At 36.1% G+C, this 15,327-nt stretch carries 10 protein-coding genes; 5 read left to right on the top strand and 5 right to left on the bottom strand.

The window, feature by feature from the left end; translation table 11 throughout:
* Positions 1-476 precede the first annotated feature (476 nt).
* Positions 477-1,385: a DUF5694 domain-containing protein gene (locus ACFSTE_RS06045; RefSeq protein ID WP_378257621.1), complete on the top strand. Its 909-nt coding sequence runs from the start codon at positions 477-479 to the stop codon at positions 1,383-1,385.
* A 425-nt stretch (positions 1,386-1,810) separates the two neighbouring features.
* Complete coding sequence (locus tag ACFSTE_RS06040; protein WP_378257623.1) at positions 1,811-2,914, top strand: hypothetical protein; 1,104 nt, start codon at positions 1,811-1,813, stop codon at positions 2,912-2,914.
* Between the two features lie 122 nt (positions 2,915-3,036).
* Here the strand turns inward: ACFSTE_RS06040 and ACFSTE_RS06035 are convergent, their stop codons facing one another.
* The 3 genes from ACFSTE_RS06035 to amaB all read right to left on the bottom strand — a co-directional run bounded on the left by ACFSTE_RS06035 (position 3,037) and on the right by amaB (position 9,085).
* Entirely contained in the window at positions 3,037-3,480 is a 444-nt protein-coding gene (locus tag ACFSTE_RS06035) for a hypothetical protein (protein WP_378257625.1), read from the bottom strand.
* 127 nt (positions 3,481-3,607) lie between these two features.
* The gene (locus tag ACFSTE_RS06030) at positions 3,608-7,267 is read right to left on the bottom strand and encodes a T9SS type A sorting domain-containing protein (RefSeq protein ID WP_378257627.1); all 3,660 of its coding nucleotides are present in this window, start codon (positions 7,265-7,267) and stop codon (positions 3,608-3,610) included.
* A 264-nt stretch (positions 7,268-7,531) separates the two neighbouring features.
* A complete protein-coding gene (gene amaB, locus ACFSTE_RS06025) occupies positions 7,532-9,085 on the bottom strand; it encodes an L-piperidine-6-carboxylate dehydrogenase (protein WP_176028259.1) in 1,554 nt (517 codons plus the stop codon).
* A 293-nt stretch (positions 9,086-9,378) separates the two neighbouring features.
* Between amaB and ACFSTE_RS06020 the strand changes: the two genes are divergently transcribed.
* Positions 9,379-11,853: a T9SS type A sorting domain-containing protein gene (locus ACFSTE_RS06020; RefSeq protein ID WP_378257629.1), complete on the top strand. Its 2,475-nt coding sequence runs from the start codon at positions 9,379-9,381 to the stop codon at positions 11,851-11,853.
* 86 nt (positions 11,854-11,939) lie between these two features.
* On the opposite strand, the gene ACFSTE_RS06015 is transcribed toward ACFSTE_RS06020, so the two are convergent.
* Both ACFSTE_RS06015 and ACFSTE_RS06010 read right to left on the bottom strand, forming a co-directional pair.
* On the bottom strand, positions 11,940-12,473 hold the full coding sequence (locus ACFSTE_RS06015) for a 3-hydroxyanthranilate 3,4-dioxygenase (protein WP_176028257.1): 534 nt from the start codon (positions 12,471-12,473) through the stop codon (positions 11,940-11,942).
* 222 nt (positions 12,474-12,695) lie between these two features.
* Complete coding sequence (locus ACFSTE_RS06010; RefSeq protein ID WP_176028256.1) at positions 12,696-13,613, bottom strand: nicotinic acid mononucleotide adenyltransferase; 918 nt, start codon at positions 13,611-13,613, stop codon at positions 12,696-12,698.
* Positions 13,614-13,820: 207 nt separating this feature from the next.
* On the opposite strand from ACFSTE_RS06010, the gene ACFSTE_RS06005 reads away from it, so the two are divergent.
* Both ACFSTE_RS06005 and ACFSTE_RS06000 read left to right on the top strand, forming a co-directional pair.
* Positions 13,821-14,816, top strand: coding sequence for an NAD(P)H-dependent glycerol-3-phosphate dehydrogenase (locus ACFSTE_RS06005; protein WP_176028255.1), 996 nt, complete (start codon positions 13,821-13,823; stop codon positions 14,814-14,816).
* Between the two features lie 46 nt (positions 14,817-14,862).
* The gene (locus ACFSTE_RS06000) at positions 14,863-15,315 is read left to right on the top strand and encodes a nuclear transport factor 2 family protein (RefSeq protein ID WP_176028254.1); all 453 of its coding nucleotides are present in this window, start codon (positions 14,863-14,865) and stop codon (positions 15,313-15,315) included.
* Positions 15,316-15,327: the final 12 nt, after the last annotated feature.

Here is a 15,327-nt window from a genome sequence, read left to right as displayed (position 1 = left end):
CTGCTTATTTTTCTGAATTAGGGTGTGTGTTTTTTCTTTTTTTTAAAAAATTAGTTTTTTATCAAGTTCCATTCATCGATACTTTCTCATAGTTTCATCTACAGTGATTTGTTTTTAAACTATCTTCTCTCGATTTTTTTTCTCTTTCCTACTACTTTTACAACAAGATTTTTAAGAATATTCAATGTATATGAAACATAAAGTAAGTACCATTAGTTGCCTCTAAAAAGAAACATATACAAATGAAATTTATAATATATTTTACCCCATAACCCGTAGCAATAGCAAATGATCTCAAAGTTGAAACGAACAGTGGCAGAAGAGGCTGTCGTTCAACTTTGAGACGTATTAAACACCTCTCTTCCGGTTACTTTATATACCCACCCACAATCACATTTCATAAATACGGTTCTTTACTCTATAAGCTGTAACAATCCGGTAAACTCTTTATCTTTTAGAAAACGAAATATCGTATTATGAAAAAGCTCATTTATGGAATTACACTATTAATCTTACCATTCTCTTGTATATCTCAAGAAAACAGAGCTATCAAAAAATCTACATCATCAAAACAAGAAAATTTGGTGATAAAGCCAGAACATTTTATAGGGAAACACAAAGCTAAAGTGATGATTTTAGGGATCTTTCATTTTAATAACCCCAATTTCGATAGCTACAAAAAACAATACTCTTTTGACATTCTAAAAGAAAGCAGACAGAAAGAATTAGAAATATTACTACATAAAATTGCAAAATACAACCCAACAAAAATATTGATCGAATCTGATCGTATTAAAATGAACGATCGCATCAATGAACAATACCAACAATATGTACATGACTCATATGATATTACCAGCAAGAGAGATGAGACATACCAAATTGCTTTTAAACTAGCTAAAAAACTAAAGCATGATAAGATTTATTGTACTGATGCACCTTCTGAATGGTTCGGTGCTAATTTAGATTGGGACTCATACAACAGAGAGGCTTATCTCAAATCTACAGGGCAATACAATAAAACAAGTCGTTATGACTACAACGCTTTATACAGACTACATGACTCCTTAACTTCAACCCAATCACTAACAGAACATCTGACTTTAATAAATACCCCTTCAAATCGTTTAAAAGATCATCAGGCTTATTTAACCGAGACTATTTTAGAAGGAGCTGGAGATCATTACGTAGGAGCAGATTCTGTTGGAAGATGGTATCGTAGAAACCTAAGAATTTTTGCAAACGCATACGATCTTACTAATTTTGATCAACAAGAAAGACTTTTGCTTATTTATGGAGCTGGACATGTTTGGCAATTACGGCAATTCTTTACTGATTCCCCAGATTTTGATTATATAGAAACAAACAGTTATTTAACAAAATAAACCTACAACTCAACATCTATTATCTTGCTTTTTTATTCTATAGCTAAATAATACTCAAGAAACCTTCTCTCCGTGATAAACACATGAAATTTGTATTTCTTAAGAGTTATTTAGAAGCTCTCGTATCCGATTATAGCACCTAAGAAACACTGGTCAATTATATTCTTCCTAAAATCTGCTCAAAAAAAGGGGAAAAATCCCCACTTTCCTCTATTGTAATCATTTACTCAAAAGAATACCTTTGCCCCGTACTTTCCTTAATCTCTTCCTTGTTATTTATAAGTAAAGCTCCTCCCTAAAGCTTAAAAAGAGTAGTTTTTACCCTTTACCGCTACTAAAATACCATGGAACCAGTTAAGATCATTTTTGGTTTTTACTCAGTAATCCCATAGCAAGATTATTACTAATGAACAAAAAAGAAAACCATGATAAAAAAAACCTACCTGGTCCTATCCATTCTACTATTAGCCATATTTGCTTGCCAAAAAGATGATGCATCTACAAACTGTATTGATCTGGAGTTTTTAAAAGGAGAATGGATTGGAGAATTTCATCAGTATAACTATGGAAAATACCCGATGATTATGATTGTAAAAAATGTTGACGGTTGTCATTTTTCAGGAGAACTCTATTGGCCAACTTTACGAAATAGTGTAACAGTGATGGAAGGGCATTTTAAAAACAATATGCTCTTTTGGACAGAACCCCATCTAATAAGCGGATCCAATATCGTATTAAACGGAGAATATACTGTTCCTTTTTCTAACGAAAAAGAACTGTCTGGAAATTGGTATTACCCTAATCAACCCTCCTCAGAAGGTGGCGTATTTACTATCTCTCAAAAATGGTATGAATATCTTCCTGATTGCCCTTGTTTTTATTTTGATGCATCTTCTTTAGGGAAAACTTTGAACCCTCCTGGACAATGGCAGGATTGCGGTGCTGCCAATCAAGATTATCACTATGGAGCAACTACAGAAGTTCGATGGATTCCTGATGGAAAAAAATTTCCCGGACAACAATGTACGTATGATAGTAGTGGAAAATTAATCACCTCTGGTATTGCAGCAGGAACTCCAGACAAAGTCTCTCCCAGAATTTGCGGATTCGAAGATGCATCCCTTGGAAACACTGATCCGATAACACACTTTACTAAAGATGTAATCACCTGGAAAATCCTACCGTGTGCCGAATATTTACGAGACTGGCCGGCAAATGCCGATAGATGTTCCAACGACAATCCTATAAGTGATATCAATCATATACCAAAGTTAGCCAAAAATATGTCCTGTGAAGAGCTCAGTGTTCTTATACAAAACGCCTATGAAAGTACATACATCGATTGGGATTTGAGAGATTATATTACAGGAAAAAAACCTCTCAATTACCCTCAAAAAGAAAAACTACTAACCGATTTAAACGAATGGTATTCAAAAGAATGCAACTCCATTGGTCTTCCTCCTTTTCCTTTATTCAGACCTGATCTCTGTTATGTTATAAACAAAACGATAGAAAACATAAAAGACTAAAGAAATCTTATTGCCAATAGTAAAAAGCTATTGGCATTTTCTATTAATTCTTTTCCCCAGATTGACCATTATCTTAGCGTAGCTAAACAGCTTTCTTTCTCTATAAAGACAAGAAAGTTTTTTTATTCAATTCGCAATACCTTATATCCCGGTTGATTATTGGTGAAACAGATTTCCTCCAACACCTGAATCTTCAATTTCTTTCCACTTGTATCCCCCTTATTTCTTTTATAAAATGCAGCACTTACTCCCAGTGCTATTTCTTCTCCTGGGTTTACCACACGAGTCACCCCTGCTCCTGCTCCAATAAGAGTAATCACACGGACCACTGCAACTGTCGTATTCTTTTGGGCACATGCATTTGCTTTTTTGTTTTCTGACAGGCTGATCAATTCCGCTGTAAAAAGAAGGGTTCCCGGATTAATGGCTTCCTCTTCTCCCATATATTGAGGTTTCTTTACTGTCGTAGCTGGTTTTTCTTTTTTCACATCTTTTTCTTGTGCAATCCCTGGTGATTTACAAGAAATACATCCGATACATATAAGCACAAATAACACCTTACTCATCACTATATTTTTATCAATTATTTTTTTTAAAATTAAAAAAATTGCCTGGTAACTTTTTTGTAATGAATTATTACAAAAATCATTCCCAGGCAATCTTTAGATTCTTATTTTAAAGCTTATATATTACTTATCGTTTGATAAGCTTTAGGTTTTTACTAATTCCTTCTCCTTCTATTTTCACAAAATAGAATCCAGCAGGTCTATCAGATGCATTCCAAACATATTCAGATCTCACATCAATATCAGAAGCTTCATGCACCATTTTTCCTGTAATATCAAATACGTGAAGAGATACTTTTTTCTGAGCTCCCATCGCTCTGAAATTAAACATAAATGTATTGTAAGAAGGGTTAGGCCAGATCGCAGTTTTTAATTCTGCATCCAATGTTACTAACGCCTCATCCTTAGCTACTTCTTGTCCAACTCCAGCAGTTCCTGACTCCTGTATAATTCCGTAAATCTGGAATACCTGATCTAATTGTGGTTTTCCAAAAGCTACTGAAAGAGAAGTCCAGTCAGTTGCTCCTGTTCCAAATAGATTCAAATCATCTTTAAAATGAGACTCTGCTCCTATTCCTGCTTCCTGAGAAGACCAGAACCATTGAGTAGCCCCAGGATTAAATGTCAGATTTACATATACAGATAACCAGTAATTACCACTTTCCAATACCAATTCTTCGGGAAGTAACAGATTCAGGTTTGCATCATTAGGCTCTGAAATCGGTGCCAGTGCTCCACTATTATACACCTCATCTCCTGGTACTCCACCATTGTCCGCATAAATAACTACTGTCGCATTTGTTAATTCCGGAGCATTATTCGCCCCTCCAAATGCTAATACACGGTCTACTTTCCAGGTATACCCTTCTGGTACGACAAAATCATCAGCTGATTGTGCCAATCCTCCAAAATCAAGGAATAATTGGGATGGGGTTGAATTAATTGCTGCAGCAGTCTGCTCATATAAAGCAGGCTTGCTTACACTTACTGTAAATCCTTCGGCTACTTTTTCTTTTCCTGAAGTAGCAATCAATCCTATAGATGCCTGCCCTACGCCATCAGTTGCATACGATAGTGTCAATGTATTCCCACTTAAGGTAGCTGTTACTAAATCAGGATTCGAATTTGTTAACTCTATTGAAATAGCATTCCCTGCTGATTGTGTAAATAGTCCTTCCACATCAATTACAGTATCTTCGCTATTCACATCTGCGTCCAAATCTGGTAATAAATATGCAACGCTTAATGTAGATTCTGGCAACTGATTTAAAATCATAGGAAATCTGGCACTAAATAGTCCGTTTCCATGTGCAGCTACACCAACAAAACCATCTTTTCTTGTTTTTACTTGATGAATTACCGCATTACCGATAACTATTGGCTCTTTAATCCATCGTGTCTTTTCTCCTCTTAAGCTATTTGCATAATATAACCCTGTACTGGTTGCTGCAAATACTTTTTGTCTTTTAGTACCAAAGAACCCTTGGCTACTACCAAAGAATGCCGCTCCTCGTACAGAAGGTCCATTTCCTGTTCCATCAGGGTTTTCTTCTAAATTACCACTAATATTCACCCATGTTTCTCCTGCATCATCTGACAAGAATAAACTTTGTATCCCATAATTAGAAAATGAAACGATTAATCGATCCGAATTAGATGGATCTACTGTAATATCGCTTACATGCCCTGGAGGTAACCCTTTTCCACTGGAGATATCTACTACTGCCTGATTATCGATATTAGCATTATCCATTCTGTATATAAACCCATTATTAGTTCCATAGTACAGGCGATTTGCTACTGGATATTTAGAAACTCCAAGAGCAGTGATCGTTCCTCCTGCAGCAGTATTCGCTAAACTTACCCAATTAACCGTTGCCAATGCATTAGAGAATAATGGGATCTCATCCAGATTATTATTTCTCCAGATAATATTTCCTGCAGGCATATACATAATGTTGTCATTATTAGGATCCAAAATAAATGGAGCCACAAAACCAAGACCATTTGCTCCTGCGGGACGTACTCTCGTAAAAGATTCATATTCTCCTGCTTCATCAAAATTAAGTCGATATACATTTCCGAATTGCGAAGAAACATATCTGGTTCTTCCTCCGTCTGCTATTGCATTCACAGATCCATCTCCTCCAAAATCTTCTGCCCATGCTTCTGTTGGATTCGTAGAATTCGTAAACCAGGTTCCATTATCCTGAAATCCTGCTAACATATCATCACTATTAGCATCTGGATCAAAAGAAAACGCATATGGTTGTGTAGTTACATATCCGTTATTTAATGAAGTCCATACTACTGCTTCTGGATCTACAGATGTAGCGGTTATATCTTCTGTAACAAAAACTCCTCCATCATTTCCTGTCAATACTTTATCAGGGTTCGACGGATAGAATACTAAGGCATGCTGATCTGGATGCTGGTTTGGATACAGTGCATAACTATCACTAGCTGCGGTATATCCTGCTACCCATCCTTCTCTTCCTGTAGGAGTTGTAAATCCTGTTTCAGATCTGTATAAGTTTGTTCCTCCTACAAATACCATATCAGAATTCGAAGGGTGTACTTTTACAACCATATTATATCCTCCCTGTAAGTTCAGGTTTCCTGCTCTTCCTCCAATGGTATTTGGCAAGTTTTCTGTAAGCTCAGTCCAGCTTCCTGCTCCTGCATCATATTTGAATAATAATTCTCCTGCTCCAGCTGGGGTTTGTGAGAAAAAGTAAACAGTATTTTCATTAGAAGGGTCAATCCCCATGACAGTTCTACCATATGTTTCCGGCATTGTTTCTGGGGTAATATCAGTCCAGTTTGCCCCATCAGTAGATGTAAAAAATCCTTTGTTTGGATCTCCTTCCGAATCGATGGTTGCATAGATAACTCCTGTAGAAGAAATCGTTACTTCTACTCGGTTATCACGACCTCCTGCTAGCACTTCTTCAAATGATCTTCCTCCATCCTGAGAACGGTGCAATCCTTCAAAGGTTGCTACATATAGATCTCCGTTTGTTGGGTCTACTGCAATAGAATTAATCAAATCAAAAGAAGAAAAAGAACCAATTTCTCCATCATTTGTAGCTTGAAGTAATCTCCAGGTTCTTCCTCCATTCATGGACTTATAAACTCCATTCCCTCCATAAAACGCTCCTCCTCCAGAAGCTGAGTTTCCTGATCTTTCTCCTGACCCATAATACCAAATATGTTGTTTTCTCGGTCTTGGATCCTGAACAATACAGGTAATACTGGGGGATTGTCTAGGTCGTGTTACTTTTTTCCAGGTGGTTCCTCCGTTAGTTGAACGCCAAAGTCCTCCAGAAACCCCTCCTGCAAAAATTACATTTTCATTCGTCGCATCAATTGCTAATGCTCTTGTTCTACCTCCAACATTATGAGGTCCCCGATTTTTCCAATACGAAAAACTTCCTTTCATAGAAGCTGCAGATTTCTTAAAATCATCTCCGGTATTGATTTTCTTAGAGAATTCAATTTCTAAATCTTTGATTCCTTTTGGAATTTTTCCGGAGTAAGGGTTTTTTAAAAGATTGAATTCGTACTCCATCCTGTCCAATGCTCTATCTCCTACTCTGGAGATTTTTGTTTCAACAGGACCGGATTTACTGTCATAAAGTTTAGATGCTTTGTAAAGCGAGTGCCCCTTTGTAATGGGTTGCTGATCGGCTTGTGTCTTCAGTTGTTGAGCCCCGGCTGTATATCCAATACACAGCACTGCAAAAACTGAAACACTCTTTCGTGTGAAGAGTAATGACAATTTCATAATTTCAAATTTAATTTGTGAGAATTATCCAAATTTAACCTAAAATTATATCAATTGTCTTAATTTTTAGCAAAAATTTTACACTTAACCCGCAAATATCACAAGTATTCTCCTCCTGTGAATCAACAATATTCCCTTTGTTTATCTATGTATAACACTCATCCTCTCTTCTTTTTTTTAAGTAAAAAAAATAAAAAAAGCATCGTTTCAATTTTCTATTTGAAACGATGCTTTTTTAATCTCTTAAAATTAAGAATTCCCTACTTAGAGGTCGAATTTAATACCTTGTGCTAAGGGCAATTCTGTAGTATAATTTATTGTATTTGTCTGACGCCTCATATAGACTTTCCAGGCATCAGAACCGGATTCTCTTCCTCCTCCGGTATCTTTTTCTCCACCGAATGCTCCTCCGATTTCAGCTCCTGAGGTTCCTATATTTACATTGGCAATCCCACAATCAGAACCTGCTGCTGATAAGAATCGTTCTGCCTCTCTAAGGTTATTTGTCATAATTGCCGAAGAAAGTCCTTGTGTCACTCCATTTTGTATTTCAATAGCATTTTCTACTTCTCCACTATATTTCAACAGATATAATACCGGGGCGAAGGTCTCATGTTGTACAATTTCATAAGTGTTGTTTGCTTCTGCAATAGCTGGCTTTACATAACAACCACTTTCATAACCTTCTCCTGATAAAACACCTCCATCTACTATAATATTTCCTCCTTCTTCTACTACTTTTTGTAACGCTTCCTGATATCCTTTTACAGCATCTTTATCAATAAGAGGACCTACATGATTATTCTCATCTAGCGGGTTTCCTATTCTCAATTGCTTATACGCATCTACTACTGCATTTTTCACTTTGTCATAAATAGATTCGTGAATTATTAATCTACGTGTAGAGGTACATCGCTGACCTGCTGTTCCAACTGCTCCAAAAACTGCTCCGATAACTGTCATCTTGATATCTGCATCGGGTGTCACAATAATCGCATTATTCCCTCCTAATTCTAACAATGATTTTCCTAATCGTTGTCCAACTGTACTTGCAACAATCTTCCCCATTCTGGTTGAGCCTGTAGCTGAAACTAAAGGAATTCTCTTATCTGTAGTGATCATTTCCCCAACCTTATAATCTCCATTAACTAAACAGGAGATTCCTTCAGGTAGGTTGTTTTCTTGTAAGACCTTAGTTATTATATTCTGACAGGCAATCCCACAAAGTGGTGTTTTTTCACTTGGTTTCCACACACATACATCTCCACATATCCATGCTAATGCTGTATTCCATGACCATACAGCTACCGGAAAGTTAAACGCACTTATAATCCCTACAATTCCCAGCGGGTGATATTGCTCATACATTCTATGTCCCGGACGCTCTGAATGCATTGTCAATCCATGCAACTGCCTAGATAACCCAACGGCAAAATCACAGATATCAATCATTTCCTGCACTTCTCCTAATCCTTCTTGGTAGGATTTCCCCATTTCATAAGAGACTAATTTCCCCAAAGGTTCTTTTAATCTTCTTAACTCTTCTCCAAATTGTCTGACAATTTCTCCTCGCTGAGGCGCCGGTACTTTTCTCCAAGAAGCAAAAGCTGTTGTTGCTGTCTGAATAACTTTTTCATAATCTTCCTGAGTTGTGGTAAATACTTTTCCTATCAATGCTCCATCAACAGGTGAATAAGACAAGATTTCTTCTCCAGAAGAAAACCAGTCTGCTCCGGTAGATGTTCCTTTATTCTGTTCAGAAACACCTAACTGTTGTAGCGCTTCCTGAATTCCAAAATCTGTTGCAATCGCTGCCATTTTATTGTTGTTTTTTTAAAGAAAAAGGTAAAGATACTGTGTTTTTGTAATGAAAATTCTATTTCTCTTTTTACAGAGATATTTTAAGTTATTTTTTTTCATTAGCTCATAAATTTAATCAAATTCACACAATTCTCACACAAAAAGAAATGATTTGGTTTTATACGTTTTAATTCTACGGAATGACCTTACCGTAGCCTAGTTATTTACCTGTTTAGAAACAGGGTATCAACTCTTACATTATCCTTCTGAAAAACAAACCTTTGCACTCACTAATATTAAAACCGACAATTATGAAAAATCTAGTAATTTTCACATTTCTTTTTTTGACCAGCGCCCACATATGGTCGCAGATTCCAATGGAAAAAGCTTATGAAATTCTATTGGAAAAAGGAGTTATATCACAAGATAAAAACCAGTGGGTTTATGGTTCTCAGGAGGTTCTCCCTCCTAACTACAGCATTCGAAGTTTTAACAAAACCATTAGGAGTCCTAAATCACATTCCTGGCTCTTTTTTATTGATGAAGCGCCTTATGCTAACTGGGAACACCCTGCTCAATACATCTTTTTTGATGTAGAAACAGCTCGTTATGAAATTACCAAAGCTACTACTCCTCCTGATATGATCCGGGAGATGAAAGTATTGAGAAAACATATAGAAACCCGGGAACGCTTTCTAGATTTTGCAAAGCAGGTAAACAATATTCCTTGTGGTACTTCTTCTAATAAATACGCAGTAATTATCAGTGGAGGATGGAATCAGGGGAATAACCATGTAAGATACTGGAATGACTGCTCTTTCGTTTACAAAACTTTGGTTAACAAATACGGATATGCAGATGCTAATATTTATACATTGATGTCAGACGGAACTAATCCTGCAGCTGATATTTCCAACGGGACGAATTCTAATCCTGACCTCGACGGAGATGGGGACAATGACATTCAGTTTTCTGCTACGCATGCGAATATTACTTCAGTATTCAATACCCTATCTGGAATTCTGGATGAAGATGACGAACTTTTTATTTTTACTACTGACCATGGAGGTGTTGACACTTCTGGAGCAACTGCATGGGATACTTTATTATACCTTTGGGGAGAGACTATAAATGACGATGAATTTGCTACCGAGGTAAACAAAGTAAATGCTGGTAAAATTTCTATTGTAATGGAACAATGTAACAGTGGAGGGTTTATTGATGACCTTTCCGGACCAAATCGAGTGATTGCTACAGCTGCCAGACATGATGAACTGTCCTGGGCAGGTCCCACTATTAATACGGATGAATTCGTCTATTATTGGACATCTGCTGTCAATGAAGCTTTTCCTTCAGGGGTTTTTGTAGGTTCTGATGTAAATGCAGATGGGGTAGTTACTAAAAGAGAAGCTTTTGATTACGCAGAAACACAAGATTCCAGACCAGAAACCCCTCAATTTGATGAGGTTCCGGTTAACCTGGGAGATCAACTTACCCTAAATGGGACAGGGGATTTATACATTATGGATAATCGTACTCCTTATCACAGTAGTAGTGACACTGGAATAGAACCCAACCCATTTAGCGGACCCATGTACACGAGTAGAGATATCTGGGTACGTCAAAATATGGACGGAGGAACCAGCCATCAAAACCCGGAGTACAAAACGACCAGTCCTAATGGAGTATATGTACGAGTAAAAAACAGAGGTTGTGCTCCTATTTCAGATGGGAAACTACGTGTTTATTTCTCCAAGGCATCCACAGGTTTATCATGGCCGACAAACTGGATCAACTTTTATGATTTTACTCCTGGAGGTTCCTATCTATTACATGGGGATGAAATTACCAGTATTCCATTAAATATTCCGAATTTGAATCCCGGAGATGAAACTATTATTGAAATTCCATGGTATCCTCCAAATCCGAATGATTTTGATTATGACAAGCATCATTTTTGTCTAATCGCCAGAGTTATCTCTCAAATAGACCCGATTGGTGTAGAAACCTCATCTGTAAACAGTAATACCAGAAACAATAATAATGTTGCCTGGAAAAATGTATCTGTTTATGATGCCAACCCATCGAATAATGTAAGTTATACGAATGTATATGTGCGCAATACTGATCTTAAAAGAGAAGATATTATTGATCTGAACTTCTATGATGGAATATACGGAACCAACACGACCAACCATTTCTTAAAACACGGAAATATTACTGCCACAATGAGTCCGGAGTTATTCGAGCGCTGGAAAGCCTATGGAGATGGTAGAGGGATCGAAGTTGTTGGAAGAAATACCATTCAAATTTTCGAACCAAAAGCTGTAATGACAGGAATTCCTCTTAAACCCGGAGAAACATTCTCTTTACAAATGCAATTCAAATTATTCAAAGACACTCCATACCGACGTCCTTTTATTTATGATGTAGTTCAAAGTAACAAAAGAGGTGTTATCGGAGGGGAGCGTTTTGATATCGTATATGGTCAAAAAGAAGAGGATATATTCAAAGAAAACAGCAAACCTGCTATTAACCTGAATGTTTATCCGAATCCGGCCACCAAGCAACTAGCGATTACCTATCAAACAGAAAAAACCAATAATACGGTTTCCTTCACTTTGAAAAATATGGAAGGAGACTCTCTTCTTTCCGATGAAATCAAGCATCAGAAAAAAGGCGTTTTTACTCAACAGTTTGACATTGCCTCTTTGCGAAGAGGTATATATTTCTTGACCATTACAATAAACGGTAAAACAACGGTAAAAAAAGTATTCAAAAAATAGGGAGTGCTTCCGTAAGAATCTTATCCTAGTTATAGAAATGGATATAGTACAAAAAAGAAGAGGGGCTCGTACGAGCCCCTCTTTTATTACCCGATAAATCGCTTATCTACCGGCATTTCTTTACCACAATTATTACAGGTACGAAGTTCTTTATTAGAATAGAAATCTTTAAAGTGTTTTAAGAAATCTTTTTCTATATCATTCAATTTGAAATACACATCATGCAACTTGGTATTGCAGTGATCACAGTACCATAACAATCCATCATCTGCTTCTAAATGATCTCGTTTTCTTTCGATAACCAAACCTAATGAACCTTCATGTCGTACTGGTGAATGCGGAACACCTGCCGGGTGCAAATACATATCTCCAGGTCCTAATTTCATCGTTTTTTTTACTCCTTCTTCCTGAATATGAACTTCTATCTCTCCTTCTAACTGATAAAAAAGCTCTTCTGTTTCATTATAATGATAATCTTTTCTAGCATTAGGACCTGCTACAATCATTACTATATAGTCTCCAGCATCTTTATATAAATTTCTATTTCCTACGGGAGGCTTTAATGTATCTCTGTTTTCCTCAATCCATTGATTGAGATTGAATGGTTTTTGAATTCCCATATCATGCAATTTTAGTGTATAAAATTACGGAATTACCTGAGAACTTTCTCCATTGCACTTGTTCTCATATTAACTCTTTAAAAAAAGCATCTGTTAAAAACCTAGATTGGGTTATTTTTTCTCTCTAATGAATAAAACAAAAACTTCTAAAAAATAGAAATCGCTCAGACAAGAAAATTCTTGCAGAGCGATTTCCAACTAAATAACCAACCAAAAGTCTTACTATCTTGAAAGCTTCATAAAATCAGCTTTTTTTATTCTTTTCTTTGTGTTTTGAGTTGTTTTTCCATGAGTAGACTTTTTTATCTGCACATATTCTCTTCCTTCAAAATGATACACCGTTCCTGAAGAGGGGTGAAGCAACTCTATCTTTCTATCGTTTATAACGGACAACTCAAAGTGTTCATTGCCTAGATAGCTATAATCAAGTGTTAAAATTTTCCTATTTAAGTTGTTAAAAACGTCTTGTATTTCATAATGCCCCTCATAATCATAGAAAATACTTGGGATTCGCATACCGTTTGGGTCTTTAGAACTCTTGAAATTGTCTCCTGCTCCAAAAGGTAAAAAAGCAATATAGGTCTCTTCATCAAATTCATTAATCACACCAAATTCACTAGTATATACTTTCTCCCATGTGGTATATTCTTGTAAAAAGTAATGAATATTGTCATAAAAAACCCTGTCGTAGTCAAAGGTATTTCTTTGATACCCTATTAAATAATAACTTGTATTTAACACGGGATCATGAACACGAATCTCATTATCTGCTAATTGAGTAATAATCAAATTATAAACCCCATCAATATCGTGATCTATTGTTAATTCTGTACCAAACGCATCAAAAAAACCGACGTCTAACCCAAAACCATTTCCATTATCCCCAATACCCACTAAATTGTTATTCGCAAAGAATGTATCATTTCTAAAAGACACAGTAAATGCCTGCTGAAAAAATGGAATTTCTCCATTCCCTTGTGTTCTTTCGATATCTACATACCAAATTTCATAGCTATGCAATACCTCATCTAAAGTAACAACAGGTTCTTCGTGAAACTCGTTAACAACTACTTCACTTGTACATGAAGTAAAAAGTAATATCCCCAGGATAAAAGCCGAAAGTATTTTTAGTGTTTTCATAATTGTATCGGTTTACTATTTGCTTTTAGAGAACCAAAACGCATGCCAAAAAAATAAAACTCTGATATACAGAAGTTTATTTTATAGTGTATTTTACTTACTTTTGAGCACTCAATTAATTTGTGTGTAAACCTCTTTTTGGAACTACAAAGGCATCTAAGAAAACCCAAATCATCAACTACTGGATGTTAATTGAAAATTACTTGAATGAAAGAAAAACCAACATTTGCCGTAATCGGTGGAGGAAGCTGGGCAACAGCAATCGTAAAAATGCTTTGTGAAAATCTTACAGAAGTAGGATGGTATATGAGAAGTATTTATGCAATAGAGCATCTAAAAAAACAACAACATAATCCTAATTATCTCAGCTCCGTAGAATTTAAAACGCATCAGCTCAAGCTAACTGATGATATTAATGAAGCGGTAGCCTATGCTGACTATCTGATATTTGCCATCCCTTCCGCTTTTTTATATAGTGAATTAAAAAAACTGAATACTGATCTAAAAGGTAAAATAGTTTTTTCTGCAATTAAAGGAATTGTCCCTGAAACAGGGCTGATTGTAGGGGAACATTTTAATCAGGAGTATAACATCCCATTAGATAACATCGGTGTGATTACAGGACCTTGTCATGCAGAAGAAGTTGCTCTGGAACGGTTATCCTATCTAACGATTGCTAGTATTGATGAGAAAAAAGCCACTTTAATGGCTTCTCATTTGGAAAGCGAATATATAAAGTGTAAAATCAGTGATGACATCATCGGAACTGAGTATGCTGCTATGCTCAAAAACATATATTCTATTGCTGCAGGTATTGCCCATGGACTAGGGTATGGAGATAATTTTCAGAGTGTATTAATGAGTAATGCCATTCGGGAAATGAAACGCTTTATCAAGAAAGTTCATAAAATGAAGCGAAATATTAACAATTCTGCTTATTTAGGAGATCTATTAGTGACCGGATATTCCGTTTTTTCCAGAAATCGTATGTTTGGAAATATGATTGGGAAAGGCTATACCGTAAAAAGTGCTCAAATGGAAATGAATATGGTGGCAGAAGGTTTTTACGCAACTAAAAGTGCTTATGTGCTCAATGAGTCTAAAGGAGCAAGGACTCCTATTATCGACGCTGTTTATAACGTCCTATACAATCATAAAGATCCTAGTAAGGTTTTTAGAAAATTAGCCGATAAACTGGATTAATTATTCTTATCTTCATACCTTCTATAGATTCTTACAGAATAAGGTTATGGATGAATTAATTCAGAATTTTTACACAGCATTTCAGGAACGTGATGCTACAAAAATGAACGCTTGTTATCACAGCAATGTTACTTTTAGTGATCCGGTTTTTGGAACGCTTAAAGGAGAACAGGCAAAAAAGATGTGGCGAATGCTTTGCAAAAACGGAAAGGATCTCCGCGTGGAGTTTTCTGATGTAAAAGCCACAGAAAAAGAAGCTTCTGCTAATTGGAAAGCGCAATATACATTTAGTAAAACAGGACGGGCTGTCACCAATACAATTCGTGCTTCTTTTGTATTTAAGGACGGTAAAATTATAGAACACCATGATGAGTTTAACATCCGTAACTGGGCTGGTCAGGCATTAGGGTGGAAAGGAAAACTATTAGGAGGAACTTCTTTTTTCAGAAAAAAACTTAGAAAACAGGTACTGAATATGCTTGATCGATTTGAAAAATAGAAATCGACTATT

It is taken from the genome of Aquimarina hainanensis, assembly GCF_042684685.1.
In the GTDB taxonomy this organism is placed as follows: Bacteria; Bacteroidota; Bacteroidia; order Flavobacteriales; family Flavobacteriaceae; genus Aquimarina; species Aquimarina hainanensis.
Note: the sequence above shows the minus strand (reverse complement) of the source record. Positions and strands in the feature narration are given on the sequence as shown.